At 62.2% G+C, this 26605-nt stretch carries 23 protein-coding genes; 16 read left to right on the forward strand and 7 right to left on the reverse strand.

The annotated features are described in order from the left end of the window. The first annotated feature begins 68 nt into the window (after positions 1-68). Positions 69-935, forward strand: a complete 867-nt coding sequence (locus NQL71_RS24035; RefSeq protein WP_274643501.1) for an aldose 1-epimerase — start codon at positions 69-71, stop codon at positions 933-935. A gap of 81 nt (positions 936-1016) precedes the next feature. Here the strand turns inward: NQL71_RS24035 and NQL71_RS24040 are convergent, their stop codons facing one another. Next, positions 1017-1823 (reverse strand): sulfite exporter TauE/SafE family protein, encoded by an 807-nt coding sequence (locus NQL71_RS24040; RefSeq protein ID WP_046817404.1) that lies wholly within the window; start codon positions 1821-1823, stop codon positions 1017-1019. Between the two features lie 159 nt (positions 1824-1982). Between NQL71_RS24040 and NQL71_RS24045 the strand changes: the two genes are divergently transcribed. Beyond that, positions 1983-2846: an MBL fold metallo-hydrolase gene (locus NQL71_RS24045; RefSeq protein ID WP_274643455.1), complete on the forward strand. Its 864-nt coding sequence runs from the start codon at positions 1983-1985 to the stop codon at positions 2844-2846. 115 nt (positions 2847-2961) lie between these two features. Here the strand turns inward: NQL71_RS24045 and bkdR are convergent, their stop codons facing one another. Beyond that, positions 2962-3450 carry a Bkd operon transcriptional regulator BkdR gene (gene bkdR / locus NQL71_RS24050; RefSeq protein WP_008059350.1) on the reverse strand — a complete coding sequence of 163 codons (489 nt, stop codon included), beginning with the start codon at positions 3448-3450 and terminating at the stop codon, positions 2962-2964. Positions 3451-3635: 185 nt separating this feature from the next. On the opposite strand from bkdR, the gene NQL71_RS24055 reads away from it, so the two are divergent. From NQL71_RS24055 to NQL71_RS24075, 5 genes are all read left to right on the forward strand, one after another. Beyond that, positions 3636-4871, forward strand: coding sequence for a 3-methyl-2-oxobutanoate dehydrogenase (2-methylpropanoyl-transferring) subunit alpha (locus NQL71_RS24055; protein WP_077183836.1), 1236 nt, complete (start codon positions 3636-3638; stop codon positions 4869-4871). Between the two features lies 1 nt (position 4872). Then, the gene (locus tag NQL71_RS24060; protein WP_077183838.1) at positions 4873-5931 is read left to right on the forward strand and encodes an alpha-ketoacid dehydrogenase subunit beta; all 1059 of its coding nucleotides are present in this window, start codon (positions 4873-4875) and stop codon (positions 5929-5931) included. Next, positions 5932-7203, forward strand: coding sequence for a dihydrolipoamide acetyltransferase family protein (locus NQL71_RS24065; protein ID WP_077183840.1), 1272 nt, complete (start codon positions 5932-5934; stop codon positions 7201-7203). An 18-nt stretch (positions 7204-7221) separates the two neighbouring features. Continuing rightward, positions 7222-8604 carry a dihydrolipoyl dehydrogenase gene (gene lpdA, locus NQL71_RS24070; RefSeq protein WP_046817399.1) on the forward strand — a complete coding sequence of 461 codons (1383 nt, stop codon included), beginning with the start codon at positions 7222-7224 and terminating at the stop codon, positions 8602-8604. Between the two features lie 211 nt (positions 8605-8815). Then, positions 8816-9835: a branched-chain amino acid aminotransferase gene (locus NQL71_RS24075; RefSeq protein ID WP_046817398.1), complete on the forward strand. Its 1020-nt coding sequence runs from the start codon at positions 8816-8818 to the stop codon at positions 9833-9835. A gap of 63 nt (positions 9836-9898) precedes the next feature. On the opposite strand, the gene NQL71_RS24080 is transcribed toward NQL71_RS24075, so the two are convergent. Beyond that, complete coding sequence (locus NQL71_RS24080) at positions 9899-10237, reverse strand: FKBP-type peptidyl-prolyl cis-trans isomerase (RefSeq protein ID WP_077183842.1); 339 nt, start codon at positions 10235-10237, stop codon at positions 9899-9901. A 145-nt stretch (positions 10238-10382) separates the two neighbouring features. Between NQL71_RS24080 and NQL71_RS24085 the strand changes: the two genes are divergently transcribed. The 4 genes from NQL71_RS24085 to NQL71_RS24100 all read left to right on the forward strand — a co-directional run bounded on the left by NQL71_RS24085 (position 10383) and on the right by NQL71_RS24100 (position 14817). Next, positions 10383-11438, forward strand: coding sequence for a M4 family metallopeptidase (locus NQL71_RS24085; protein ID WP_274643456.1), 1056 nt, complete (start codon positions 10383-10385; stop codon positions 11436-11438). Next, positions 11435-11758, forward strand: coding sequence for a protealysin inhibitor emfourin (locus NQL71_RS24090; protein ID WP_077183846.1), 324 nt, complete (start codon positions 11435-11437; stop codon positions 11756-11758). The genes NQL71_RS24085 and NQL71_RS24090 overlap by 4 nt, the downstream gene beginning before the upstream one ends. Positions 11759-11862: 104 nt before the next feature. After that, entirely contained in the window at positions 11863-13671 is a 1809-nt protein-coding gene (locus NQL71_RS24095; protein ID WP_077183848.1) for a monovalent cation:proton antiporter-2 (CPA2) family protein, read from the forward strand. A gap of 48 nt (positions 13672-13719) precedes the next feature. Continuing rightward, positions 13720-14817 carry a DNA alkylation repair protein gene (locus tag NQL71_RS24100; protein ID WP_166620421.1) on the forward strand — a complete coding sequence of 366 codons (1098 nt, stop codon included), beginning with the start codon at positions 13720-13722 and terminating at the stop codon, positions 14815-14817. Between the two features lie 627 nt (positions 14818-15444). Here NQL71_RS24100 and NQL71_RS24105 read toward each other — a convergent pair. Next, positions 15445-16350 carry a LysR family transcriptional regulator gene (locus tag NQL71_RS24105; protein WP_046817392.1) on the reverse strand — a complete coding sequence of 302 codons (906 nt, stop codon included), beginning with the start codon at positions 16348-16350 and terminating at the stop codon, positions 15445-15447. A gap of 120 nt (positions 16351-16470) precedes the next feature. Between NQL71_RS24105 and NQL71_RS24110 the strand changes: the two genes are divergently transcribed. Together NQL71_RS24110 and NQL71_RS24115 are read left to right on the forward strand one after the other, a co-directional pair. Then, positions 16471-18117: a GMC family oxidoreductase gene (locus NQL71_RS24110; RefSeq protein WP_274643457.1), complete on the forward strand. Its 1647-nt coding sequence runs from the start codon at positions 16471-16473 to the stop codon at positions 18115-18117. A 215-nt stretch (positions 18118-18332) separates the two neighbouring features. Further along, a complete protein-coding gene (locus NQL71_RS24115; protein WP_274643458.1) occupies positions 18333-19955 on the forward strand; it encodes an MFS transporter in 1623 nt (540 codons plus the stop codon). A 173-nt stretch (positions 19956-20128) separates the two neighbouring features. Here the strand turns inward: NQL71_RS24115 and NQL71_RS24120 are convergent, their stop codons facing one another. Then, on the reverse strand, positions 20129-20497 hold the full coding sequence (locus NQL71_RS24120) for a DUF427 domain-containing protein (protein WP_046817389.1): 369 nt from the start codon (positions 20495-20497) through the stop codon (positions 20129-20131). Between the two features lie 244 nt (positions 20498-20741). Here NQL71_RS24120 and NQL71_RS24125 point away from each other — a divergent pair, with 244 nt between their 5' ends. The 3 genes from NQL71_RS24125 to NQL71_RS24135 all read left to right on the forward strand — a co-directional run bounded on the left by NQL71_RS24125 (position 20742) and on the right by NQL71_RS24135 (position 25649). Then, the gene (locus NQL71_RS24125) at positions 20742-22679 is read left to right on the forward strand and encodes a DNA topoisomerase III (protein ID WP_274643459.1); all 1938 of its coding nucleotides are present in this window, start codon (positions 20742-20744) and stop codon (positions 22677-22679) included. A gap of 244 nt (positions 22680-22923) precedes the next feature. Beyond that, complete coding sequence (locus NQL71_RS24130) at positions 22924-24663, forward strand: dipeptidase (protein ID WP_274643460.1); 1740 nt, start codon at positions 22924-22926, stop codon at positions 24661-24663. A 425-nt stretch (positions 24664-25088) separates the two neighbouring features. Then, positions 25089-25649 carry a lipid-binding SYLF domain-containing protein gene (locus NQL71_RS24135; protein ID WP_046817387.1) on the forward strand — a complete coding sequence of 187 codons (561 nt, stop codon included), beginning with the start codon at positions 25089-25091 and terminating at the stop codon, positions 25647-25649. 194 nt (positions 25650-25843) lie between these two features. Here NQL71_RS24135 and NQL71_RS24140 read toward each other — a convergent pair whose 3' ends face one another. Then, positions 25844-26272, reverse strand: coding sequence for an MAPEG family protein (locus NQL71_RS24140; protein WP_274643461.1), 429 nt, complete (start codon positions 26270-26272; stop codon positions 25844-25846). Then, entirely contained in the window at positions 26269-26583 is a 315-nt protein-coding gene (locus NQL71_RS24145; protein WP_046817385.1) for a DUF2834 domain-containing protein, read from the reverse strand. Before NQL71_RS24145 ends, NQL71_RS24140 begins: the two co-directional genes overlap by 4 nt. Between the last annotated feature and the right edge of the window lie 22 nt (positions 26584-26605).

Raw genomic sequence — 26605 nt, forward strand, 5'->3', positions numbered from 1 at the left:
GGCGCCTTCGCCGGAACGCCGGCTCCTACAGAGGGCATTCCGTGCATCTCTTTCCATTGCTGGTGAACATGAAACCCACACTGCTCGAACTCGAAGACGCCTTCACCCGCCTCACCCTCGCCCCCGAACTGGGCGGCAGCATCGTCAACTGGACCGTGCGCAGCACCGGCCAGCCCTTGTTGCGCCACGCCGATGAGCAGGCCTTGAATACCGGTCTTCCCGGTAAACTGGGCTGCTTCCCTTTGGTCCCGTGGTCCAACCGCATCGCCGAGCGGGGTTTCGACTGTCCGGATGGCTGGCTGGCCCTGGCGCCCAACAGCCCCGATCCGTTTCCGATTCATGGCAGCGCCTGGCAGCAGCGCTGGCAGGTGGTTTGCTCAACCGCTGACGAAGTGCTCCTGCAACTCGATAGCAGTGAGCCCTTTGCCTACAGCGCCCGTCAACGATTCCATCTGAGCGAAGGCCGCCTGAGCATCGAATTGAGCGTCACCCACCTGGCCGAACATGCGGCCTGGCATGGCCTGGGGCTGCACCCGTACCTGCCACGCAGTGTCAACACGAGATTGCAGGCCACGGCCCGACAGGTATGGATGTGCGATGAGAAAAAAATGCCGACGCAACGGGCTGCGTTACCGGCCGAATGGGATTTCCAGCAGCCCGGGGCGCTGCCCCGGACGCTGGTCGACAACGCGTTCTGCAACTGGGACGGCCACTGCCTGATCCAGCAGCCCGACCTCGGCTACGAGCTGGAATGCCAGGCCAGCGGCAGCGATTATTATCTTCTTTATTGTCCGCCAGGGCTGGCATTCTTCTGCATCGAACCGGTCAGCCACCCGGTCAACGCGCACCACTTGCCCGGCCGGCCGGGGTTGCGTTTGCTGGAGCAGGGGCAATCCACTGAACTGGCCTTCACACTGCAGTACCGCCCCTTGTAGGAGCCCGGCTTGCTGCGGGCGGCGTTCCGACGAAGGCGTCCTGAAGTGCGCCTTCGCCGGCAAGCCGGCTCCTACAATTTTTCAGAGGCGCGCCCGGAACAGCATGTAGACAGCGACGATCAGGCAGATACTGGCGAATCCCAGCTGCAACGCCCGCGCCGGCACCCGCGCGCACAGCTTGCGACCGACGATCATGCCGACGATGCTGGATACGATGAAGGCCACGCCCAGGCCGTCGATGCGCACCCCGGCATGCAAGGCGCCGATCACGCCGATGGCCGAGATCAAACTGATGACCATCAGGGACGTGGCGATGATGCCGCGCATCTGCACGTCGGTCAGTTGCTTGAAGGCCGGCACGATCAGAAAACCCCCGCCTACCCCCAGCAACCCCGAGACCACACCGGTCACCGCACCGAGGGCCGCGAGGGTCGCGGTGCATTTGGCGGTCCAGGAGAAGCGCCCGGTCTGCTGGTCGAGCATGCAGTTTTTCTGGCCCCAGTTGGCATGGCCATGGTCGCTCGGCCCCTCCTCCTTGCGCTCGCGCCGCAACATCCGCGCGGCCACCATGACCATCAGCAGGCTGAACAGGATCATCAGGACTTTTTCCGGCAACTGATGGGCGAAGTAGATGCCCAGCGGCGAAAAGACCGCCCCCAGCAGGGCAATCAACAGTGCCGCGCGATAGCGCACCAGGCCATGGCGCAAGCCATCGATGGCACCGACCGCCGCCGCGCTGCCCACCGCGAACAGGGCGACTGGCGCCGCCGTGGTCATGCTCCAGCCCAGTCCCAACACCAGCGCCGGCACCGCTAGAATGCCGCCCCCGGCTCCGGTCAAACCGAGCACCAACCCCATGACCACACCAAAAAAACTCGCCAGCAACATAGAACGCTCGTAATCCATGACAAAGGCCGGGAACGCCCGGTATCGATTGATGACAGGATAGAGCCCGCGTGGTTTTTTCGTTAACAGAATTGTCGCGGGCTGGTCAGCGCGGGGAAAATGAAACTACCCTCATGACTTACCCTTGAAGAAACAACCTCCATGCCAGCCCTGATTGAAGCCTTCTTCGACGACGCCTCGTCCACCTACAGTTACGTGATCTACGAAAATGACGGTGGGCAGTGTGCGATCGTCGACCCGGTGCTCGACTACACCCCGGCTGCCGGACGCACCGGCACCCTGCAGGCCGACCGGATCATCGCGTTCGTGCGCGAGCACCGCCTGCAGGTGCAATGGCTGCTGGAAACCCACGCCCACGCCGATCACCTGTCCGCCGCGCCCTACCTGCGGCGGGAGTTGGGCGGCAAGATCGCCATCGGCGAGTCGATCTGCAAGGTCCAGGGGGTGTTCAAGACCCTGTTCAACCTTGAGCCGGAATTTTCCATCGACGGTTCACAGTTCGATCACCTGTTCGCCCCGAACGAATCCTTCCGCATCGGCAACCTCAAGGCCACCGCCCTGCATGTGCCAGGCCATACCCCGGCGGACATGGCTTACCTGATCGGCAGCGACCTGATCCTGGTCGGCGATACCCTGTTCATGCCCGACGTCGGCACCGCCCGCTGCGACTTTCCCGGCGGCGACGCGCACCAGATGTTCGCCTCGATCCACAAGCTGCTGGCCTTCCCCGCCAGCGTGCGCCTCTACGTCTGCCACGACTACCCGCCCGAGGGCCGGGAACCGCAGTGCATGACCACCGTCGGCGAGCAACGAAAAAGCAACATCCACGTGCGCGACGGCATCGACGAAACCACCTTCGTCGCCATGCGCACCCGCCGCGATGCCGGGCTGGGCATGCCGACGCTGCTGCTGCCGGCGATCCAGGTCAATGTACGAGCGGGGAATCTGCCGCCGGCGGAAGACAATGGGGTGACCTACCTGAAAATCCCCATTAACAAGCTGTGAGATATTGATCGTTCCCACGCTCCGCGTGGGAATGCATCCCGTGACGCTCTGCGTCACATCCAAAGCGGAACGCGGAGCATCCCCGGCGGCATTGCCACGCTGCACGGGTGAACGATCAGGTACCCAGGGTCAAGCCATTGGCCGGCAACGGCAGCGCCGTCTTGTAGCGCACCTGCTTGAGCGCAAAGCTCGAGCGGATATTCGCCACCCCAGGCACCTTGGTCAGGAAGTCCATCATGAAGCGCTCCAGCGACTGAATGGTCGGCACCAGTACGCGAATCAGGTAATCCGGATCGCCGGCCATCAGGTAGCACTCCATCACCTCGGGCCGATCGGAGATGGCCTCTTCGAAATGCTGCAACGCCTCCTCCACCTGTTTCTCGAGGCTGACGTGGATGAACACGTTGACGTGCAGCCCCAGCAAATCGGCGTCCAGCAAGGTTACCTGCTCACGAATCAGCCCCAGCTCCTCCATCGCCTTGACCCGGTTGAAACACGGCGTCGGCGAGAGGTTGACCGAGCGTGCCAGGTCGGCGTTGGTGATGCGGGCGTTCTCCTGAAGGCTGTTGAGAATGCCGATATCGGTACGGTCCAGTTTGCGCATGAGACAAAAACACCTGTTTTTTATGTTTATGTAGATTTTTTATCTGCAAATGATCTTGAGCGCAATGAAACAGAGAGAAATATTCTTCTGGGCCGGGCCTATGATTGTTGTAGGACAAGATTTCTTCTACAGAACGAAATCTGTCAGCTCACTACAAGAAATTCACAAGATCGAGCGTAGAAGCCATGAACCAAGCGTACGAACCGCTGCGCCTGCACGTTCCCGAACCCTCGGGCCGCCCCGGCTGCAAAACCGACTTCTCCTACCTGCACCTGACCGATGCCGGCACGGTGCGCAAACCCCCTGTTGACGTTGAACCGGCTGACACGGCTGACTTGGCCCGTGGCCTGATTCGTGTGCTTGACGACCAGGGCAATGCCCTGGGTCCGTGGGCCGAAGGCGTGCCGGTCGAGATCCTGCGTAAAGGCATGCGTGCCATGCTCAAGACGCGGATCTACGACAACCGCATGGTGGTTGCCCAGCGCCAGAAGAAAATGTCGTTCTACATGCAGAGCCTTGGCGAGGAAGCCATCGGCAGCGCCCAGGCCCTGGCCCTGAACATCGACGACATGTGCTTCCCGACCTACCGTCAGCAAAGCATCCTCATGGCCCGCGACGTGCCGCTGGTAGACCTGATCTGCCAACTGCTGTCCAACGAGCGCGATCCGCTCAAAGGCCGTCAGCTGCCGATCATGTATTCGGTGAAAGACGCCGGTTTCTTCACCATTTCCGGCAACCTCGCCACCCAGTTCGTCCAGGCTGTGGGCTGGGCCATGGCCTCGGCCATCAAGGGCGACACCAAGATTGCCTCGGCCTGGATCGGCGACGGCGCGACCGCTGAATCGGACTTCCACACCGCCCTGACCTTCGCCCACGTGTACCGCGCACCGGTGATCCTCAACGTGGTCAACAACCAGTGGGCGATCTCCACCTTCCAGGCCATCGCCGGTGGTGAGGCCACCACCTTCGCCGGTCGTGGCGTCGGTTGCGGCATCGCCTCGCTGCGGGTCGACGGCAACGATTTCTACGCGGTCTACGCCGCTTCCGCCTGGGCCGCCGAACGTGCGCGCCGCAACCTCGGCCCGACCATGATCGAATGGGTCACCTACCGCGCCGGCCCGCACTCCACCTCGGACGATCCATCGAAATACCGTCCCGCCGACGACTGGAGCCACTTCCCGTTGGGCGACCCGATCGCGCGCCTCAAGCAGCACCTGATCAAGGTTGGCCACTGGTCCGAGGAAGAACATGCAGCCGTCAGCGCCGAACTGGAAGCCGAAGTGATCGCCGCACAGAAAGAAGCCGAACAGTACGGCACCCTTGCCGGCGGCCAGATTCCAAGCGCCGCGACCATGTTCGAAGACGTCTACAAAGAGATGCCGGAGCATTTGAAGCGCCAGCGTCAAGAGTTGGGGATCTGACATGAACGATCACAACAACAATATCGAGCTGGAAACCGCCATGACCACGACCACCATGACCATGATCCAGGCCCTGCGCTCGGCCATGGATGTGATGCTTGAACGTGACGACAACGTCGTGGTGTTCGGCCAGGACGTGGGCTATTTCGGCGGTGTGTTCCGCTGCACCGAAGGCCTGCAGGCCAAGTACGGCACCTCCCGCGTATTCGACGCGCCGATCTCCGAAAGCGGCATCGTCGGCACCGCCGTGGGCATGGGCGCCTACGGCCTGCGCCCGGTGGTGGAGATCCAGTTCGCCGACTACGTGTACCCGGCCTACGATCAGATCATCTCCGAAGCCGCACGCCTGCGTTATCGCTCGGCCGGCGAATTCACCGCGCCGCTGACCCTGCGCATGCCCTGCGGTGGCGGCATCTACGGCGGCCAGACCCACAGCCAGAGCATCGAGGCACTCTTCACCCAGGTATGCGGTCTGCGCACCGTCATGCCGTCCAACCCCTACGACGCCAAGGGTTTGCTGATCGCCTCCATCGAAAACGATGACCCGGTGATCTTCCTGGAGCCGAAGCGCCTGTACAACGGCCCGTTCGACGGCCACCACGACCGCCCGGTGACCCCGTGGTCGAAACACCCCGCCGCACAGGTTCCGGACGGTTACTACACGGTACCGCTGGACGTTGCCGCTATCGCCCGTCCGGGCAAGGACGTCACGGTGCTGACCTACGGCACCACCGTTTATGTGTCGCAAGTGGCCGCTGAAGAAAGCGGTGTCGATGCCGAAGTCATCGACCTGCGCAGCCTGTGGCCGCTGGATCTGGAAACCATCACCAGATCGGTGAAGAAAACCGGCCGCTGCGTGATCGTTCACGAAGCCACCCGCACTTGCGGCTTCGGTGCCGAACTGACGGCGCTGGTGCAAGAGCATTGCTTCCACCACCTGGAAGCGCCAATCGAACGCGTCACCGGCTGGGACACCCCGTACCCGCACGCGCAAGAGTGGGCGTATTTCCCTGGCCCGTCCCGTGTGGGCGCGGCTTTGAAACGGGTCATGGAGGTCTGAATGGGCACGCACGTCATTAAAATGCCGGACATTGGCGAAGGCATTGCAGAAGTAGAATTGTCGGTATGGCACGTCAAGGTCGGCGACATGGTCGTCGAGGATCAGGTGCTGGCCGATGTCATGACCGACAAGGCGATGGTGGATATTCCGTCACCGGTCCATGGCAAGGTAATCGCCCTGGGCGGCCAGCCAGGTGAAGTGATGGCGGTCGGCAGTGTGCTGATCAGCATTGAAGTCGAAGGCGCGGGAAACGTTAAGGAGTCGGCGCAACCGGCACCGGCCAAAGAAGCGCCAGTTGCAGCGCCGAAAGTCGAAAGCGTGGTGCAAAGCAAGCCAGTCGTTGCCGCAGCGCCAAAAGCCGCCGTGTGCCAGGGCCCGATGGTCGCCCGCGAAGCCAATGAGCGTCCCCTGGCCTCTCCTGCCGTGCGCAAGCACGCGCTGGACCTCGGTATCCAGTTGCGCCTGGTCCGTGGCACCGGCCCTGCCGGCCGAGTGCTGCACGAAGACCTCGAGGCCTACCTGGCCCAGGGTCAGTCGAATGCGTCGACCGTCAGCAGCGCTTACAGCCAGCGCAACGACGAAGAACAGATCCCTGTGATCGGCATGCGCCGCAAGATCGCCCAGCGCATGCAGGACGCCACCCAGCGTGCCGCTCACTTCAGTTATGTCGAGGAAATCGACGTCACGGCCGTGGAAGAACTGCGCGCACACCTCAACGAAAAGCACGGTGCCACCCGCGGCAAGCTGACCTTGCTGCCGTTCCTGGTCCGCGCCCTGGTCGTCGCCCTGCGTGATTTCCCGCAGATCAACGCGCGCTACGACGACGAAGCCCAGGTCATCACCCGCCTCGGCGCGGTGCATGTCGGCATCGCCACCCAGGCCGATATCGGCCTGATGGTACCGGTGGTACGTCACGCCGAAGCCCGCAGCCTGTGGGACAACGCCCAGGAAATCTCCCGCTTGGCCACCGCCGCCCGTAACGGCAAGGCCAGCCGCGACGAACTGTCCGGATCGTCCATCACCCTGACCAGCCTTGGCGCATTGGGTGGCATCGTCAGCACCCCGGTGCTGAACCTGCCGGAAGTGGCGATCGTCGGCGTGAACAAGATCGTCGAACGGCCGATGGTAGTCAAAGGGCAGATCGTGATCCGCAAGATGATGAACCTCTCCAGTTCCTTCGATCACCGGGTGGTCGACGGCATGGACGCGGCGCAATTCATCCAGGCCGTGCGTGGCCTGCTGGAACAACCCGCCACCTTGTTTGTGGACTGATATTTGTTGGAGAGCACGATGCAAACTCTGAACACCACACTGCTGATCATCGGCGGCGGTCCTGGCGGTTATGTGACGGCGATCCGTGCCGGCCAGTTGGGCATCCCGACCCTCCTGGTGGAAGGCCAATCCCTGGGCGGTACCTGCCTGAACATCGGCTGCATTCCGTCCAAGGCGCTGATTCACGTCGCGGAACAGTTCCACCAGACGCACAATCACAGCCAGCATTCGGCCCTGGGCATCAGCGTTTCGGCGCCAACGCTGGATATCGGCAAAAGCGTGGAATGGAAGGACGGCATCGTCGACCGCCTGACCACCGGCGTCGCGGCCCTGCTGAAAAAGCACAAGGTCCAGGTCATCCAGGGCTGGGCCAAGGTCGTCGACGGCAAGACCGTCGACGTCGGTGACACGCGCATCCAGTGCGAGCACCTGGTGCTGGCCACCGGGTCGAAAAGCGTCAACTTGCCGATGCTGCCCATTGGCGGGCCGATCATCTCCTCCACCGAAGCCCTGGCGCCGACGTCCGTGCCCAAACGCCTGGTCGTGGTGGGGGGCGGCTACATCGGCCTGGAACTGGGCATTGCCTATCGCAAGCTCGGTGCCGACGTCAGCGTGGTCGAAGCCCAGGAGCGCATCCTGCCGGCCTATGACGCTGAATTGACCCAGCCGGTGCACGATGAACTGAAAAAGCTCGGCATGAAGCTTTACTTGAAGCACAGCGTGCAAGGCTTTGATTCACAAGCCAATACTTTGCAAGTTCTGGATCCGAATGGCGACACCCTGAACCTGGAAACCGACCAGGTGCTGGTAGCCGTCGGTCGCAAACCCAACACCCAGGGCTGGAACCTCGAAGCGCTGAACCTGGACATGAACGGCGCATCGATCAAGGTCGACGACCGCTGCCAGACCAGCATGCGCAACGTGTATGCCATCGGCGACCTCAGTGGCGAACCGATGCTCGCCCACCGGGCCATGGCCCAAGGCGAGATGGTGGCCGAGCTGATCAGCGGCAAGCACCGCGAGTTCAACCCCACCGCCATTGCCGCCGTGTGCTTCACCGACCCGGAACTGGTGGTGGTCGGCAAGACCCCGGACGAAGCCAAGGCCGCTGGCCTGGATTGCATCGTGTCGAGCTTCCCGTTCGCGGCCAATGGCCGGGCGATGACGCTGGAATCCAGAAGCGGTTTCGTGCGCGTGGTCGCTCGTCGGGACAATCATGTAATTGTCGGCTGGCAGGCGGTGGGTGTCGGTGTCTCCGAATTGTCCACGGCGTTCGCGCAAAGCCTGGAAATGGGCGCGCGATTGGAAGACATCGGCGGCACCATCCATGCGCATCCGACCTTGGGCGAAGCCGTTCAGGAAGCGGCGTTGCGGGCCCTGGGGCACGCGTTGCACCTGTGATTCAAAGCGTACACCGAACCTGTAGGAGCCGGCTTGCTGGCGAAGGCGATGGATCTGGCACACCGAGTCGCATCGATCGCTGGCAAGCCAGCGCCTACAAGGAATGTAATCCGGGCTGCGAAATCGGTCCGGAATGAAGTATTGTTGTCCCATCCAGAAAACGTCAGAAACATTGAACCGTTTCGGCGGTTGTTAAGTGATAGAGGGTGTCATGGGTAACGAAAGCATCAATTGGGACAAGCTGGGTTTTGACTACATCAAGACCGACAAGCGCTATCTGTCGCACTTTCGCGATGGCGAGTGGGACAAGGGCACCCTGACAGAAGACAATGTGCTGCACATCAGCGAAGGCTCCACGGCCCTTCACTATGGCCAGCAATGCTTCGAAGGCCTGAAGGCCTATCGTTGCAAGGACGGTTCGATCAACCTGTTCCGCCCGGACCAGAACGCCGCCCGCATGCAGCGCAGCTGCGCGCGCCTGCTGATGCCACAGGTCTCTACCGAGCAGTTCATCGAAGCGTGCAAGGAAGTGGTCCGCGCCAACGAGCGCTTCATCCCGCCGTACGGCACTGGCGGCGCGCTGTACCTGCGTCCGTTCGTGATTGGCGTAGGTGACAACATCGGCGTGCGCACCGCACCCGAGTTCATCTTCTCGATCTTCTGCATCCCGGTCGGCGCCTACTTCAAGGGCGGCCTCACCCCGCACAACTTCCTGATCTCCAGCTACGACCGCGCCGCCCCACAAGGCACCGGCGCAGCCAAGGTCGGCGGCAACTACGCCGCCAGCCTGATGCCGGGCTCCCAGGCCAAGAAAGCCCACTTCGCCGACGCCATCTACCTGGATCCGATGACCCACACCAAGATCGAGGAAGTCGGTTCGGCCAACTTCTTCGGGATCACCCACGACAACAAGTTCGTGACCCCGAACTCGCCGTCGGTGCTGCCGGGCATCACCCGCCTGTCGCTGATCGAGCTGGCCAAGTCGCGCCTGGGCCTGGAAGTGATCGAAGGTGACGTGTTCATCGACAAGCTGTCGGACTTCAAGGAAGCCGGCGCTTGCGGCACGGCGGCCGTGATCACGCCGATCGGCGGTATCAGCTACAACGACCACTTGCACGTGTTCCACAGCGAAACCGAAGTCGGCCCGATCACCCAGAAGCTCTACAAAGAGCTGACCGGCGTGCAAACCGGCGACGTCGAAGCGCCAGCAGGCTGGATCGTCAAGGTCTGACCTGACGTCCCCTGCCATGAAAACGCCGCCCTCGACTTCGAAGGCGGCGTTTTTTTTGCCGCATCAATCATCCCGCGTCAGCACTTCCAGCAACTCGATCTCAAAGATCAGGTTCGAATTCGGCGTGATCTTGCCCATCGTGCGCTCGCCATAGGCCAGGTGCGCCGGCACCAGCAGCTTGCGCTTGCCACCCACCTGCATGCCCAAAATGCCCTGGTCCCAGCCCTTGATCACCCGACCGGTGCCGATCACGCACTGGAACGGCTTGCCTCGACTGTAGGAAGAGTCGAATTCGCTACCGTCTTCCAGCCAGCCACGGTACTGGGTGGTGATCAGCGCGCCCTTGACGGCGGCCTTGCCGTCACCCGGCTCAAGATCAATGATTTGCAGTTCGTCGTTCATGTTCTTAACTCATCTACAGTGCCCTGACTTGCGGGCGCGGACGCAGGTTTTCGCAGAATCCGCCGTCGATGGCAACCGTCGGAACCGAAAGGCCCCTGTGCCGCTCAGAACAAGTATCGACTTCGCACTCAGAAAGGATGCTCTGATGAACGACCTGCGCAGTTTTATTCCGCCGTACATCCTGCATCGTATCGTCGCGCACGGCTCCGAACGCCAGCGTCACAGCGCCATGAGCACGCTGGCCCACGTGCGCACCCTGCGGCACCCGCCTGGCCCACCGGAGCGCCCTGCTGCCGCCGCAATCCTGCCGCCTTCCGGCAAAGCCGGCCAGGCCCAGCGCAGCGTGCATGATGCCCAGGGCAAAATGCTCTTGCCCGGCATGCCGGTGCGCCTCGAAGGGCAGGCAGCGAGCGGCGATCCGGCGGTCGATGAAGCCTATGATGCGCTGGGAGCCAGCTACGATTTCTTCTGGAAGGTGTTGGGTCGCGACTCCATCGACAACAAAGGCTTCGCCCTGGTCGGCAGCGTGCATTATGGCCAGGACTACGAAAACGCCTTCTGGAACGGCGCGCAAATGGTCTTCGGCGACGGCGATGGCGAGATATTCGAGCGCTTCACCCGCTCCCTCGACGTGGTCGCGCACGAACTGACCCACGGCGTGGTCGAGAGCGAAGCGGGCCTGGTCTATGCCGACCAGTCCGGGGCGTTGAATGAATCACTGTCGGACGTGTTTGGCGTGCTGACCAAGCAGTATCTGCTGGAGCAGACCGCCGACCAGGCGGACTGGCTGATCGGTGCGGATTTGCTGACACCGCGCATCAAGGGCATCGGCCTGCGCTCGATGGCCCACCCGGGCACCGCCTATGACGACCCGCTACTGGGCAAGGACCCGCAACCGGATCACATGCGCAAGTTCGTCATCACCCAGGAGGACAATGGCGGTGTGCACATCAATTCAGGCATTCCCAACCGGGCGTTTTACCTGGCAGCCAAGACCTTGGGCGGCTTTGCCTGGGAAAAGGCCGGGCTCATCTGGTACGACGCGCTGTGCGACAAGCGCTTGGACCGCGAGACGTCATTCAGTGCCTTTGCAAAACTCACCCTGGAGCATGCATGGCGGCGCTTCACGGCCAAGGAAGCCCGGGCGGTGCAGCAGGGCTGGTCTGAAGTGGGTGTCGATGCGATGCAGGAGGAACCATGAAAACCTTGCCAACGCTGGATGAGCGCGCAGTCGTGTGCGTTTCGCGCCAGGGCGGTTTTGCCGCGATCCAGGCCATGACTCGCCCCCGGGAGATCGATTTCGCTCAGTGCAGCATCGATCAACGCTCGCGCATCTATGGCTTGCTTGAAGGTTGCCTGCCGCTGGCCAGTTCGGTCGCAGGTGGAGGCGACCAGCGTTTTTACCAGATCGAGTTGCACTACCACGAAGGCGAACACGACGACCAGATGGTGTTGAAGGTGCCGGAAGACCAGGCGCCCGCTGAGCTGGTGCGGCTCTGGGACCTGGGCGAATTGTTGTAGCGGCGTGGCATTGCCCGCCCATAATCTCTATCGCGCGATAGCGTTGACCCAAGACCAGCCTTTATCCTTGTCGACCCGCCGTACCGAGTTGATGGAGTTTTCTAATGCCCCATGAAGGCAGTCTGTTACAAGCCGCAGTCGTTTTTCTGCTCGCGGCCGTACTCACCGTTCCCCTGGCCAAGCGTCTGCAGCTGGGCGCGGTGCTGGGTTATCTGTTTGCCGGAGTGATCATCGGCCCCTCGGGGCTGGGCCTGATCGGCAATCCGGAAAGCGTCGCGCACATCTCGGAACTCGGCGTGGTGTTGCTGCTGTTCATCATCGGCCTGGAATTGTCGCCACGCCGGTTGTGGGTGATGCGCAAGGCGGTGTTCGGCGTCGGGCTGGCGCAGGTGCTGCTGACTGGAGCGCTGCTGGGGGCGTTGGCCCTGTATGTCTTCGGGCAACCCGTCAACACCTCTATCGTGCTGGGCCTGGGGCTGGCCCTGTCGTCCACCGCATTCGGCCTGCAGAGCCTGGCCGAGCGCAAGGAACTGACCAGCCCCCACGGGCGCCTGGCGTTCGCAATCCTGCTGTTCCAGGACATCGCAGCGATACCGCTGATTGCCATGGTGCCGTTGCTGGCGGGCAGCGCTGAAAGCGTCAGCGCTGCCGACGATGTGAACCAGGGCCTGCGCGTGCTGATCAGCATCGCCATCGTGGTGGTCGGCGGCCGCTACCTGCTGCGCCCGGTGTTCCGCGTGGTGGCCAAGAGCGGCTTGCCGGAGGTGTCCACCGCGACCGCGTTGCTGGTGGTGATGGGCACCGCCTGGCTGATGGACCTGGCTGGTATTTCCATGGCCCTCGGCGCCTTCCTTGCCGGCCTGCTGCTGGCGGACTCCGAATATCGGCACGAACTCGAAGCGCAGATCGAACCCTTCAAGGGCCTGCTGCTGGGGCTGTTTTTCATGAGCGTCGGCATGGGTGCCAACCTCAGCCTGCTCCTGCGCGAACCCATCGTGGTGCTGGGGCTGACCGTGCTGCTGATCGCCGTCAAGCTGCCGTTGCTGTTTATCGTGGGTAAAGTCGCCGGCGGCTTGAACAAGATCAGCGCCATTCGCCTGGGCATCGTGCTGGCGGCTGGTGGTGAGTTTGCCTTTGTGGTGTTCAAGATCGGCCGTGACCATGGCTTGTTCGATCCGCGCCTGTACGACCTGCTGGTGTTGGCGATCACCCTGTCGATGGCACTGACGCCATTGTTGCTGCTGCTATGCGCCCGACTGGTCAGCCCGAAGGTGCAACCGGTGGCGGTGCCGGAGCAGTTTCGCGAAATCGATGCCGACGAACCCCGTGTGGTGATCGCCGGCATGGGCCGTATGGGGCAGATCGTCGCGCGCATCCTGCGGGCGCAGAACATCAAGTTCGTGGCCCTCGACACCTCGGTGGAAACCATCGAACTGTCGCGCAGCTTCGGCGGCGTGCCGGTGTACTACGGCGACCCGATGCGCCCGGAAATCCTCAGCGCGGCCAAGGTCGGGAATGCCGAATTCTTCATCATCGCCACCGACGACCCGGACACCAACATCAAGACGGCCGAGCTGGTCCACAAGCTCTATCCGCACATCAAGATCATTGCCCGCGCGCGCAACCGCCAGCATGTGCACCGGCTGGTGGACCTGGGCGCCCACGCGGTGCGCGAAACCTTCTACTCCAGCCTGGAAATGAGCCGCCAGACCTTGATCGGACTCGGACTGACCCCTGAGCAGGCCGATGCACGGATCAAACGTTTCAAGCATCACGACGAACAGGTGCTCGAAGCCCAGCATGCGATCTACGACGACGCAGTGAAGGTCAAGCAGACGGCCCAGGAAGCGCGGGCGGAACTGGCACGGTTGTTTGAGTCGGACCAGTTGGAAGAGCAGGCCAGGAACGGTTGAGGTGAACCTGGCCGCTTTGCGATAAACCACAACCACACGGAGTACACCATGGCTGGCGACACATCCCCCGCGCTCAAGGAAATCTTCAACGCCGAACGCCTGCGGCACATCGCCGCCGAGATGACGGCGGTGTATCCCGGCTTCAATGCCAAGGGTTTCCTGAAACTGGCCAACAACGGTCTGGCCGAGTTGTCGGTGATGCAGCGTCTGGCTCGCGTCAGCGAATGCCTGCACGCGGTATTGCCAGCGGGGTATGAAGCGTCCCTTGCGCTATTGCGCGAACTCGCCCCTCGCCTCAACAGTGGCTTTGTCAGCATGTGCCTGCCGCATTACGTGGCGACCTATGGCGCCGACCGCTTCGAACTGTCGATGGAGGCGCTCAAGTACTTCACCGCGTTCGGTTCTTCGGAGTTCGCCATCCGCCATTTCCTGCGTGCCGATATGCAGCGCTCGCTGAAACTGATGCATGACTGGTCACTGGACGCCAACGAGCATGTCCGGCGCCTCGCCAGCGAAGGTAGCCGACCGCGCCTGCCGTGGTCGTTTCGCCTGGAGCAGATCCAGGCCGACCCGCGCCTGGCGGCGGCAATCCTCGACAACCTCAAGGCCGACCCCAGCCTTTACGTGCGCAAGTCCGTGGCCAACCACCTCAACGACATCACCAAGGACCATCCCGAGTGGGTGCTGGACCTGATCGAGGGCTGGTCGCTGGACAACCCACACACTGCGTGGATCGCCAGGCATGCGTTGCGCAGCCTGATCAAACAGGGCAATTTGCGAGCCCTGGCGATCATCGGCGCGGGGGCCAAGCCTGAAGTGCAGATCATCGATGTGCAGGTCAATCCGCCGGTGATTGGCCTAGGCGAAAAAATCACCCTGTCCTTCGCGGTCAAATCCACGGCCCACAACAGCCAGCGCCTGGTGATCGACTACGCAATCGATTACGTCAAGGCCAACGGCAGCACTTCGGCCAAGGTCTTCAAGCTCAAGGCCCTGACGCTGCCGGGCAACGCGACACAATCCATCGCCCGTGGCCAGCACATCAAGGAACTCACCACTCGCCGGCATTACGCGGGCAAGCACGCGGTGCATGTGCTGGTGAACGGGGAGCGGCTGGCGAGCACCGCCTTCGAAATCCTGGGTTGAGATGCGCGACTGAACATTGCGTTGGTCTTCCGGGCGCCATCGCTCTCACGGCTGGCCCGTTCAACTGTAGGAGCTGGCTTGCCAGCGAAGGCGGCCTGCCAGCCTACCCATCTCTCTCGCGCCCACACGCGATCCACTGTAGGAGCTGGCTTGCCAGCGAAGGCGGCCTGCCAGCCTGCCCATCTCTCTCGCGCCCACACGCGATCCACTGCAGGAGCTGGCTTGCCAGCGAAGGCGGCCTGCCAGCCTGCCCATCTCTCTCCGCCCACACGCGATCCACTGTGGAGCTGGCTTGCCAGCGAAGGCGGCCTGCCAGCCTGCCCATCTCTCTCGCGCCCACACGCGATCCACTGTAGGAGCTGGCTTGCCAGCGAAGGCGGCCTGCCAGCCTGCCCATCTCTCTCGCACCCACACGCGATCCACTGTAGGAGCTGGCTTGCCAGTGAAGGCGGCCTGCCAGCCTGCCCATCTCTCTCGCGCCCACACGCGATCCACTGTAGGAGCTGGCTTGCCAGCGAAGGCGGCCTTGAACATTGCGTTGATCTTTCGGGCCCCATCGCTGGCAAGCCAGCTCCTACAGAGGACCGGGTATAGCGAGAGAGATGGGCAGGCTCACTCACAGGATTTTCACCCCCCGGGAAGAGGATTGGGCCCCAGCAACAATTCCTGCTCCCGCTCACACAACTCCACCACGTAATCCCACATCACCCGCAGCCGCACCGACTTGTGCAGCTCGCGGCGGGTGCTGATCCAGTAGCTGCGCAGGATGCTCTCCTGCGGGAGCAACGGCACCAGGGCGGGATCGTCGCTGGCCATGTAGCACGGCAGCACGGCGATGCCCAGGCCCGCGCGTGCGGCCTGTTGCTGGGCGATGACGCTGGTGCTGTGGAAGACCACCTGCGGGTTGCGGCAGAAGCTGTTGAGGAACATCAGTTCCTGGCTGAACAGCAAGTCGTCGACGTAGCCGATCCAGGCGTGCCGCCCCAGGTCTTCGCGATTGCGCAGCGCTGGCGAACGGTCGAGATAGTCCTGGCTGGCGTAAAGCGCCAAGCGATAGTCGGCCAGCTTGCGCGTGACCAGCATGTCGGCGGCCGGGCGTTCCAGGTGGATGCTGATTTCCGCCTCGCGGTTGAGGATGCTGACGAAACGCGGCACCGCCACCAACTCGACTTCCAGCCCCGGGTAACGCTCGAACAGACCGTTCATGCGGCTGGCGAGAAACATGATGCCCAGCCCTTCCGTCACCCCCACCCGGATCTTTCCCAGCGGCGCCGTGGATTGGGTGATTTCTTCCTGCGCCAGCAGCGCGACGTTCTCCATGGCCTCGGCGTGCTTGAGCAATGCTTCACCGGCCGGGGTCAGCTCGTATCCCTGGGCATGCTGCACGAACAATGCGCTGCCAAGGCTCTTTTCAATGGCCTCGATGTGCCGCGCCACGGTGGCATGGGTGGTGTTCAAGCGGCGCGCGGCAGTGAGCAAACGCCCGCTACGCTGGAGCTCGAGAAAGAAGCGCAGGTCATTCCAGTCGAACATCATCCATCCTTAGGTCAGCGTTGTTTAAAAACGCACAGCAGCTGGGTAAAAACTAACATTCTTTAAACGAAAGCTAACAACTAGGATGGATCCCAACAAGAACAACAAGCGAGGTCAGGGATGCAAGCTTCCCTTGATGAATTCGACTACATCGTGGTTGGGGCAGGTCCCGCCGGTTGTTTGCTGGCCAATCGCCTGTCGGCCAACCCGCAGCACCGGGTGCTGCTGCTCGAAGCCGGCGGTCGCGACAATTACGCGTGGATTCACATCCCGGTGGGCTACCTGTTCTGCATCGGCAACCCGCGCACCGACTGGTGCTTCAAGACCGAGGCGCAACCCGGCCTGCAGGGCCGCACCCTGAGTTACCCGCGCGGCAAGGTCCTGGGCGGCTGCTCGTCGATCAACGGCATGATCTACATGCGCGGCCAGGCTGGCGATTACGACGGCTGGGCGGCCGACGGCAACCCCGGCTGGCGCTGGCACGACGTGCTGCCGTTGTTCAAGAAGAGCGAAAATCATTATGCCGGCGAATCAACCTTCCACGGCGCCAGCGGCGACTGGCGAGTGGAACGCCAGCGCCTGTCCTGGCCGATTCTCGATGCCTTCCGCAGCGCCGCCGAGCAGAGCGGCATCGCCAGCATCGACGACTTCAACCAGGGCGATAACGAAGGTTGTGGCTACTTCCAGGTCAACCAGAAGGCAGGCGTGCGCTGGAATGCAGCCAAGGCGTTCCTCAAGCCGATACGCCAGCGCCCCAACCTGACGGTGCTGACCGGCGTCGAAGTCGACCGGGTGCTCCTGGAAAACGCTCGCGCCTGGGCGGTCAGCGCCCGTTGGCAAGGTCAGGCCAGGACCTTCAAGGCGCGCAAGGAAATCGTCCTGTGCGCCGGGTCCGTCGGTTCACCGAGCATCCTCCAGCGTTCCGGCATCGGCCCCCGCCCGCTGCTGCAGCGCCTGGGCATCGGCGTCGTGCATGAACTGCCAGGGGTCGGCGGCAACCTGCAAGATCACCTGCAACTGCGCCTGATCTACAAACTGGAAAACGCCCGCACCCTGAACCAGATGGCCGGCAGCCTGTGGGGCAAGATGGGCATGGGCTTGCGCTACCTGTATGACCGCAGCGGCCCCCTGTCCATGGCACCGAGTCAATTGGGGGCATTCGCCCGCTCGGGGCCGGAGCAGACTTCAGCCAACCTGGAGTACCACGTGCAACCGTTGTCGCTGGAGCGGTTCGGTGAACCGCTGCATGCCTTCCCGGCGTTTACCGCCTCGGTCTGCGACTTGCGTCCGCAAAGCCGTGGCCGGGTGGAAATCCAGTCCGCCAACCCGCAGCAAGCGCCCTTGATCCAGCCCAACTACCTCAGCCATCCCGAGGACTTGCGGGTGGCCGCCGATGCCATTCGCCTGACCCGGCGAATCGTTGCCGCACCCGCCCTGAAGGCGTTCAAGCCGGTTGAGTATCTGCCCGGCGACAGCCTGCAGAGCGAGGAACAGCTGCACGAAGCCGCCGCGCGGATCGGTACCACCATCTTCCATCCCGTCGGCACCTGCCGGATGGGCAACGACGCGGACGCGGTGGTCGATGCCGAACTGCGCGTGCACGGCATCCCCGGCCTGCGTATCGCCGACGCCTCGATCATGCCGCGCATCACTTCGGGCAACACCTGCTCGCCTACGCTGATGATCGCGGAGAAGGCTGCACACATGATCCTCAACCCCGCCACACGGAGCATCACCGAGACAATGGAACTGGTCACACATCCGTGACCCCAGCACGGACACTGCAGGAGCGAGCCTGCTCGCGATGGTCGCCAACGATAACGCTGGAAACATGACACCACGCGGCGTTCCAAGGCCCTTCGCGAGCAGACTCGCTCCCACAGGAAATGCGTACATCCGACACAACGACAGTAGCGGCGCCAGCCCACAAGGAAAGCGCCGACAGTGGAACAACAAAAACAATCACTGTGAGGGATACCGATATGTCAGAACACGTTCAACCCCTGGAAGCCGTGCGCAGCGCGGGCACCAGCCAGGAAACCCAGAAAGTCATCTTCGCCTCGTCGCTCGGGACGGTCTTCGAGTGGTATGACTTTTTCCTCTATGGCGCCCTCGCGGCGGTGATCAGCAAGCAGTTCTTCGCCGGGGTCAACGACACCACGGCGTTCATCTTCGCCCTGATGGCGTTTGCTGCCGGCTTCATCGTCCGGCCGTTCGGCGCCCTGGTGTTCGGCCGGTTGGGGGACATGATCGGGCGCAAATACACCTTCCTCGCCACCATCGTGCTCATGGGCCTGGCCACCTTCTGTGTCGGTTTGCTACCCAATTACGCGAGCATCGGCATTGCCGCGCCGATCATCCTCGTGGTGCTGCGCATGCTCCAGGGCCTGGCGCTGGGGGGTGAATACGGCGGCGCCGCGACTTACGTGGCGGAGCACGCCCCCATCGGCAAACGCGGTTTCCACACCAGCTGGATCCAGTCCACCGCCACCCTCGGCCTGTTGCTGTCGCTGCTGGTGGTACTCGGTTGCCGGTACTTCACCGGCGATCAGTTCGAAGTCTGGGGCTGGCGCATTCCGTTCCTGTTTTCGATCGTCCTGCTGGGCATCTCGACCTGGATTCGATTGAGCCTGCACGAGTCGCCTGCGTTCGTGAAAATGAAAGAGGAAGGCAAACTCTGCAAGTCGCCGATCCGCGACTCCTTCGGTAAATGGGACAACCTCAAGGTGGTCCTGATCGCCCTGTTCAGCATCAATGCCGGGCAAGCGGTGACCTTCTACGCGGCGCAGTTCTATGTGCTGTTCTTCCTCACCCAGTTCCTGAAAATGGACCCCGCAGTGGCCAACGGCCTGCTGATCGTCAGTGTGACCATCGGCGCCCCCTTCTTCATTTTCTTCGGCTGGCTGTCGGACAAGGTCGGGCGCAAACCGGTGCTGATGCTCGGCCTGCTGCTCGCCACGGCGCTGTACTTCCCGATCTTCAAGACGTTGGCCCACTACGCCAACCCGGCCATCGACCAGGCCAGCCGCCAGGCCCCGATCACCGTGCTGGCCGACCCGGCTACCTGCACCTTCCAGTTCGACCCGGTGGGCAAGGCGAAATTCGACAGCCCCTGCGACAAGGTCAAGACCTTCCTGGTCAAGCAGGGCCTGCCTTACCAGAGCGAAGCGGCCCCGGCCGGCAGTGGTGTGCAGGTCAGCGTCGGTGACATGAAGATCGACGGCTTCGACGAAGCGGCCCTGCGTGGCGCGGTGACCCTGGCGGGTTACCCGCAACAGGCCGATATGCAGCAGATCAACAAGCCGATGATCGTGGCATTGATCGTCGCGCTGATCATCATCTCCGCCATGTGCTACGGCCCGCTGGCGGCGCTGATGGTCGAACTGTTCCCGACCCGCATCCGCTACACCTCGATGTCCCTGCCCTACCACATCGGCAACGGCTGGTTCGGTGGGTTCCTGCCGACGGTGTCATTTGCCCTGGTGGTCTATACCGGGGATATTTTCTACGGACTGTGGTACCCGGTGGTGATTACCGGGGTGAGCCTGGTGGTGGGGCTGCTGTGCCTGCGTGAGACGCGTAACGTCGACCTGGATAAAAACTGACGTTTACCCAATGAGCCTTCGCCTGTAGTTACCCACTGCCGGCGAAGGCGGACTGATAGCCAACCCAGCTCCCACGGCCGCACCTGATCCACTGTAGGCGCTGGCTTGCCAGCGATGAGGCCCGAAAAACGAGCGAAAGGTTCAAGACCGCCTTCTCCGGCATGCCGACGATCTCACTCGTCAATATCAATCAACTCAAACGTCACCTGATCCGGATAGTACGCCACATACTCCTGGATCTGCCTCACTGACACCTTGGGTTTTTCATAGCTCCACGCCGCATTAGCGCCTTCGTGTCCCGGTACCTGCAAGCTGAAATAACTGGCATCGCCCTTGTACGGGCAATAGCTGGTGTGATCGGTACGGGCGTAATACTTCTCGTCGATGTCCTCGCGCGGCACGTAGTACACCGGCGGGTAATTGGCTTCCAGCAACACCAGCGCACGAGACGTCGCTGCCACCTGGAATCCGTGAAATTTCACCAACAGGCAGCCGGGCTGCTCGGCGATGGTGATGACGGGGCTGGGGCCGGAGCTTTTCATGGAATACGCACCTCATGACGGTGATGGACCTGTAACTGCAGGGCTGCACGACGCCCCGGAAACCTCGGTTTATCAGGTATAACCCAAGTAGCCGGCCTGCGACGGCTGCGCAGCCGAACGGATTCACCGGGTCGGGCAAACAGATGCAACGTTTTTGCTGTACATCCATACAGATAATGATTGCTCTCGCGCGCGACTCCCGCCATCCTGTGCTCCTCCCGGACACTGATCGACGATGGTGGTTATGCGGCTGTACCTCTGTGAAAAACCTTCCCAGGCCAAAGACATTGCGGCCGTGCTTGGCGCGCGGCGGCGCGGTGATGGCTGCTGGCTGGGAACGGACGTCACGGTGACCTGGTGCATCGGCCACCTGCTGGAGACCGCGCCACCGGATGCCTATGACGCGCGCTACAAGCGCTGGGTACTGGCCGACCTGCCGATTATTCCCGACAAGTGGAAAATGACCGTCAAGCCGCGCACCGCCAGTCAATACAAGGCGGTCAAGCGCCTGCTCGGCGAAGCGTCCGAGCTGGTGATTGCCACGGACGCCGACCGCGAGGGCGAGATGATCGCCCGGGAACTGGTGGAACATTGCCGCTATCGCGGACCAATCCAGCGCTTGTGGCTATCGGCGCTGGACGATGCCTCGATCCGCAAGGCCCTGGCCGCGCTCCGGCCCGGTGCGCAGACCTTCAGCCTCTATCATTCGGCGCTGGGGCGCTCTCGGGCCGACTGGCTGATCGGCATGAACATGAGCCGGCTGTTCACCTTGCTGGGACGCCAGTCGGGGTACCATGGCGTGTTGCCGGTCGGCCGGGTGCAGACGCCGACCCTGCGCCTGGTGGTAGACCGCGATCGCAGCATCGCCGACTTCGTGCCCGTGCCCTACTGGGCTGTCGAGGTGCAGTTGCTGCACGACGGCAGCACCTTCACCGCGCAATGGCGGGCGGCGTCCGACGTCTGCGACGACCAGGACCGCTGCCTCAACCAGGCACTGGCGCAACGGGCAGCGGCGGCCATGCGCGCGGCCGACAGCGCCAGGGTCATCAAGCTGCGCACCGAGCGCATGCGCGAAGTGGCGCCGCTGCCCTTCGATCTCGGCACCTTGCAGGAGGTCTGCTCGAAAAAGCTTGGGCTCGGTGCCCAGGAAACCCTCGACATCGCCCAGGCGCTCTACGAAACCCACAAGGTCATCACCTACCCGCGCAGCGACTGCGGTTACCTGCCCCTCAGCCAGCACAGCGAAGCACCGGGCATCCTGGCAGCACTGCGCCAGGCCGACCCGACACTGGACGCCTTGCAAGACTACCTGGAACCCCAGCGCCGTTCACGGGCCTGGAACGATGCCAAGGTCAGCGCGCACCACGGCATCATCCCCACCGCCGCGGCGAAGAACCTCGATCGCCTGGTGGGCAAGCAGCGCGCGGTCTACACCCTGATCCGCGCCCGTTACCTGGCGCAGTTCCTGCCCAATCACGAATTCGATCGCACCCAGGCCGACTTCGACTGCGCCGGCGAGGCCTTGCGTGCCGTTGGCAAGCAAATCGTCGAACCGGGCTGGAAACGCGCCCTGCCCGAAGCCCTTGCGCCGGCCAAGGGCCGCGAGGTACCTGCCCCGCAAACCCTGCCCAGCCTCAGGGAAGGGCTCGATTGCGCGGTGGCCGACGTGTTACTCAAGGACCTCTGGACCCAACCGCCCAAACCGTTCACCGAGGGTGACCTGATCAAGGCCATGAAGAACGTCGCCAAGCTGGTGGAAGATCCCTTGCTCAAGCAGAAGCTCAAGGACACCACCGGCATCGGCACCGAAGCGACCCGCGCCTCGATCATCCAGGGCCTGCTCGACCGTGGCTACCTGATCAAGAACGGCAAGGCGCTGGCGGCGACCCCGGCCGCTTTCAGCTTGATCGATGCCGTCCCGCGCGCCATTGCCGACCCGGGCACCACAGCCATCTGGGAGCAGGCCTTGGACATGGTGCAAAGCGGGGAAATGAGCCTGGACGAGTTCGTCACCAAACAGGCTGCCTGGATGAGCAAGCAAGTCAGTCGCTGCGCCGGCCTGAGCCTGACCATCAGCGGCCCGGCCAGCCCTGCCGGGCGCGGTGCCACGCCGTGGAAAAACAAACGCAAGCCGGCCAAGCGCAAGCCCGCGCCCAAACGCACAACAAAAGCTCCTGTGTAGGAGCTGGCTTGCCAGCGATAGCGGAGGTAGAAACGACATAAATGTCGCCTTACGCCCCATCGCCATCAATACCAACCAACCCTTAAACATCTTTTTCGTTTCTGCGCCGCTTTTGCATTTCTGTGCGACAGATCCCACTTCAGAGGCTCCCCCATCCCCCCTTAGCAGTGTAAGTTTGCAGATCTTTCTGATTAAACGATCAGATATTTCCTACAAACCCACCTGCAAAGGAATGCCTCCAGCAATGGACTTTTCACTCAAGCACCTGGCCGCGGCCACCCTGATGTTCGCCAGCCTGTCGTCGTTCACCACTGCTGCCCAAGCCAACATCACCCCGCAACAGAGCGCGATCATCCTCAAGACCTTCAGTGATGAGTCGGTCACCGATTTCCGGCAGTTCCTGACGAGCCTGGCCAAGAGCGACGTCGCTAAAACCTCTGACCTCGGCCCGGCCATCAGTGCCTTCCAGGACAACAAGACGCTGACGCCTGGACAGCAAAACGAAATCCACCGCCTGCTTGGCCTCTATACCCGGATCAAGTACGGCAGCGCGGCCACCGAAACCCTGCGTGAACTGGTGGCCATCCCCACCGTGCGCGTGGACGGCGTCGCCCAGCACGACAATCCCGAGTTCATCAGGATCGCCGAGAAGATCAAGGGCCTGGCCCAGGCATTCAACCTGAGCTTTCGCAACATCGACAACCGCGTCTATGAAATCTCCCTGGAAGGCACCGGCGATGAAGTCGTGGGCATTCACGCCCATGCCGACGTGGTGCCGGTGACGCCAGAGAACTGGGTATTGCAGGACGGCACCCGGCTCGACCCGTTCAAGGTCACCCTGGTTGGCGACCGTATGTATGGTCGGGGTACCGAGGACGACAAGAACGGCATCGTGGTCGCGCTCTACGCCATGAAAGTCATCAAGGAAGAGAAACTGCCGCTGGCCAGGAACTTCAAGCTGCTGGTCGACACCACCGAGGAAACCACCGGCGACGCCATCCCCTACTATTTCGAACGCAACCCCACGCCCAACTACAACCTGGCGCTCGATGGCGGGTACCCGGTGGTGATCGCCGAGAAAGGCTACGGCACCGTCATGGCCAGCTTCGCCAAGCGCCAGGGTCAGGGCAACGGCGCCGAAATCACCTCGATGACCGGCGGCCTGGCTACCAACCAGATTCCGTCGACCTCGGTCGCCACCCTGCTGACAGACAAACCCGCAGAGCTGGCCGCCAGCCTGCAAAAGGCCGGCTCCGAGTACGCCAAGCGCAATGGCGGCAACTTTGAGGTCACCGCCAAGGTTGACGGCAAAGATGTCAAGCTGACCGTCACCGGCGTGTCCGCCCACTCCTCCGAGCCCGAGTCCGGCGTCAACCCGGTGGCCAGGATGCTCGACTTCATCAACAGCCTCGACGGCAAGGTCGCGCTCAAGCACAACCACATCACTGACGCGGCGCGCTACGCTGCCGACAACTGGGGGCTGGACTACCTGGGCGGCAAACTGGGGGTGGGCTTCTCCGATGAGTTCATGGGCCCGTTGACCACCTCCCTGACCTACGTCGGGATGGATGAAAAAGCCTTCAAGCTCGCGGTCAACCTGCGCGTGCCGAAGGGCAAGTCGCCGCAAACGCTGAAATCAGAAATTGCCACCAAGCTCGATGCCTGGAGCAAGCAGAGCAAAATCGCCCCGGCGTTGGACTACTCCATCGCCGAGCCGATGTACCGCAACCCCGAGGGCGAATGGGTCAAGGCTTTGCTCGCCGTGGCCAGCGAAAACCTCGGCATGGAGCACAAGTTCGGCACCTCCGCCGGCGCCACCTCGGTGCATGAACTGCCTAATGGCGTGCAGTTCGGCCTGGCCATGCCGGATGTCAAGTACACCGGTCACAACGACAACGAGTTCAAGACCACTGAGCAGTTCCTGCTCGACCTGCAGATCGTGACCGAAATGATGGGCCGCATCGGGCAGTTGCCGAAACTCTGACCCACCTGGCGCCCCTGCCGTTCTGGTGGGGGCGCTGCGTCGCGGTCGGCTGTACATAGTCATTCCGTCTGTTCGGGCGGATCGACAGGTTACTGGGTTTGCGGTGTGGCCGTCCCGTAGGCAACGGCGCACGGTCCTGTGGCTTTCAAGAAGTAACCTTGAACACGCTTAAACAAGCATTTTCAAGCGAGGCTTGATGCCCTTGCTGCTAATACTGATGCCAAGCGAACGCCAGCGATGAACGCCGCCATCACTCAGTGGTCACAACAAGTGATGGCATCGCAACTGATCACTTGTACCACTCAGCCGCGACGCTTGCATTCCACACATTCCAGGGTGCGCCGGATAACGTCCAGTGGTTTCGGTTCCTGTCTGAAACAGGTGCTGACTGCTGCCATCCAATGCTCCCTTATCGGAGTACGCAAATGACTCAATCAATACGGTTGTTCCTGACGGCCTGGCTTGCGGTTGCCGCACTGGCTTCGGCCAGTTTCCTGAACACGGCAGGCGCCGCCACCGCCGAGGACCTCAACACCGACTCCCGGCAAGCGCTGCAAACGCTGTACAAGACCAACCCCACATCCGAATCCATCTCGCAAAAAGCCAAGGCCGTGCTGGTCTTCCCGAAAATCATCAAGGCGGGCCTGGTGTTTGGCGGCAGCTACGGCGAAGGTGTCTTGTTCAAGGGCAACAAAGCCGTTGACTACTACAACTCGGTCGGCGGCTCCTGGGGCTTGCAGGCAGGCGCCCAGTCCTATGGTTATGTGGTGTTCCTGATGACCGACAAGGCAGTGAAATACATCACCGAAACCAAAGGCTGGGAAATCGGCGTAGGGCCAACGGTGGTCGTGGTGGACGAAGGGGTTGCCAAGAACCTGTCCAGTTCAACGCTGAAGGACGACGCCTACGCGTTCATCTTCGACCAGCAAGGCTTGATGGCCGGGATCAGTATCGAAGGGACGAAGATTTCCTTGATCAAACGCTGAAACCGGCAGTTCAGTGGAATGGCAGCCGGGCCTGTGGAGGTGGTTTATCCATCAGGCAAGGCTGCCACTCGGTCTTGGCAACACGTGACACCGCCCCGCCACCTGGCACGCGGTGATTGACTAAGTGCCCGGGCGCCCTCGCCCTGGATCGGGCCTCCCTACACGCAACGAACGCAAAGCCATGGCCCGTCCGATCATGGCATCACCACGTTAATGGTGATCGTCGTGCACAAGCCCAAGAGACACATGATCCCGACACCATAGAACAGGGTGCGCCAAGGCTGCACGCCCTTGAGGTATGCCAACGTGTGCAGGACTCTGGCGAGGGTGAACAGAACGCTTAACCATGCCGTGATGCAAGCAGGTGCATTCATGGCAACGGCGAGCCCGCCCAGCGCGAAGAATGCCGGAATGCTTTCCAGGTCGTTCGTCCAGGCCCTTGCCGCGCGAGTCACTTGCGCAAGCTCGTTTTCACGAGCGATTCGATTGAAAACGGCGGCGTCCTCTGTGTTCGTGAATGCCCTGAAGCGTATGCGCAAGAAGCCCTGGTAACAGGAGATCGCGAACATCTTGAGGAACAGCACAACCACGCAGAGTGCGTAGACGGTCATCGCACTGGTCATGCCTGGCGCGCCCTGTCAAAGCCTTTGACCACGAGGTAAAGCAACGGCCCCACGGAAACGAATACAGCAGTCAGTATCAGGTAGGGAAGCAGGCCAATGAGTGAACCACCTCGCGATCGGTTGTCTTTCGCCATCCAAATGCAGGCCAGCGCTGCCATAAGGTACAAGTCGATGACCAACTGGGCAGTGTCAGGTCGGGAAATCAGCTCACGCCCAAAGGCCAACAGCGACTGCTCAGCATTGAGCATCGTCCAGCCGGTATACATCGAAAAGAGCACCAGCGATGCCAGTGCAATGAGGCGAAGTACCATAGTCCTGTCCTTGGTAGGGTTT

This window comes from Pseudomonas serbica (genome assembly GCF_028823535.1).
Classification (GTDB): Bacteria; Pseudomonadota; Gammaproteobacteria; order Pseudomonadales; family Pseudomonadaceae; genus Aquipseudomonas; species Aquipseudomonas serbica.

What these genes read in the sequence shown, in the direction of transcription:
- NQL71_RS24135 (WP_046817387.1), top strand. Translation starts at nt 25,089, where the DNA reads ATGACTCAATCAATACGGTTGTTCCTGACGGCCTGGCTTGCGGTTGCC.
- lpdA (WP_046817399.1), top strand. Translation starts at nt 7,222, where the DNA reads ATGCAAACTCTGAACACCACACTGCTGATCATCGGCGGCGGTCCTGGC.
- NQL71_RS24075 (WP_046817398.1), top strand. Translation starts at nt 8,816, where the DNA reads ATGGGTAACGAAAGCATCAATTGGGACAAGCTGGGTTTTGACTACATC.
- NQL71_RS24110 (WP_274643457.1), top strand. Translation starts at nt 16,471, where the DNA reads ATGCAAGCTTCCCTTGATGAATTCGACTACATCGTGGTTGGGGCAGGT.
- NQL71_RS24085 (WP_274643456.1), top strand. Translation starts at nt 10,383, where the DNA reads ATGAACGACCTGCGCAGTTTTATTCCGCCGTACATCCTGCATCGTATC.
- NQL71_RS24145 (WP_046817385.1), bottom strand. Translation starts at nt 26,583, where the DNA reads ATGGTACTTCGCCTCATTGCACTGGCATCGCTGGTGCTCTTTTCGATG.
- NQL71_RS24080 (WP_077183842.1), bottom strand. Translation starts at nt 10,237, where the DNA reads ATGAACGACGAACTGCAAATCATTGATCTTGAGCCGGGTGACGGCAAG.
- NQL71_RS24095 (WP_077183848.1), top strand. Translation starts at nt 11,863, where the DNA reads ATGCCCCATGAAGGCAGTCTGTTACAAGCCGCAGTCGTTTTTCTGCTC.
- NQL71_RS24140 (WP_274643461.1), bottom strand. Translation starts at nt 26,272, where the DNA reads ATGACCAGTGCGATGACCGTCTACGCACTCTGCGTGGTTGTGCTGTTC.
- NQL71_RS24125 (WP_274643459.1), top strand. Translation starts at nt 20,742, where the DNA reads ATGCGGCTGTACCTCTGTGAAAAACCTTCCCAGGCCAAAGACATTGCG.
- NQL71_RS24065 (WP_077183840.1), top strand. Translation starts at nt 5,932, where the DNA reads ATGGGCACGCACGTCATTAAAATGCCGGACATTGGCGAAGGCATTGCA.
- NQL71_RS24040 (WP_046817404.1), bottom strand. Translation starts at nt 1,823, where the DNA reads ATGTTGCTGGCGAGTTTTTTTGGTGTGGTCATGGGGTTGGTGCTCGGT.
- NQL71_RS24130 (WP_274643460.1), top strand. Translation starts at nt 22,924, where the DNA reads ATGGACTTTTCACTCAAGCACCTGGCCGCGGCCACCCTGATGTTCGCC.
- NQL71_RS24055 (WP_077183836.1), top strand. Translation starts at nt 3,636, where the DNA reads ATGAACCAAGCGTACGAACCGCTGCGCCTGCACGTTCCCGAACCCTCG.
- NQL71_RS24045 (WP_274643455.1), top strand. Translation starts at nt 1,983, where the DNA reads ATGCCAGCCCTGATTGAAGCCTTCTTCGACGACGCCTCGTCCACCTAC.
- NQL71_RS24060 (WP_077183838.1), top strand. Translation starts at nt 4,873, where the DNA reads ATGAACGATCACAACAACAATATCGAGCTGGAAACCGCCATGACCACG.
- NQL71_RS24100 (WP_166620421.1), top strand. Translation starts at nt 13,720, where the DNA reads ATGGCTGGCGACACATCCCCCGCGCTCAAGGAAATCTTCAACGCCGAA.
- NQL71_RS24090 (WP_077183846.1), top strand. Translation starts at nt 11,435, where the DNA reads ATGAAAACCTTGCCAACGCTGGATGAGCGCGCAGTCGTGTGCGTTTCG.
- NQL71_RS24120 (WP_046817389.1), bottom strand. Translation starts at nt 20,497, where the DNA reads ATGAAAAGCTCCGGCCCCAGCCCCGTCATCACCATCGCCGAGCAGCCC.
- bkdR (WP_008059350.1), bottom strand. Translation starts at nt 3,450, where the DNA reads ATGCGCAAACTGGACCGTACCGATATCGGCATTCTCAACAGCCTTCAG.
- NQL71_RS24115 (WP_274643458.1), top strand. Translation starts at nt 18,333, where the DNA reads ATGTCAGAACACGTTCAACCCCTGGAAGCCGTGCGCAGCGCGGGCACC.
- NQL71_RS24035 (WP_274643501.1), top strand. Translation starts at nt 69, where the DNA reads ATGAAACCCACACTGCTCGAACTCGAAGACGCCTTCACCCGCCTCACC.
- NQL71_RS24105 (WP_046817392.1), bottom strand. Translation starts at nt 16,350, where the DNA reads ATGTTCGACTGGAATGACCTGCGCTTCTTTCTCGAGCTCCAGCGTAGC.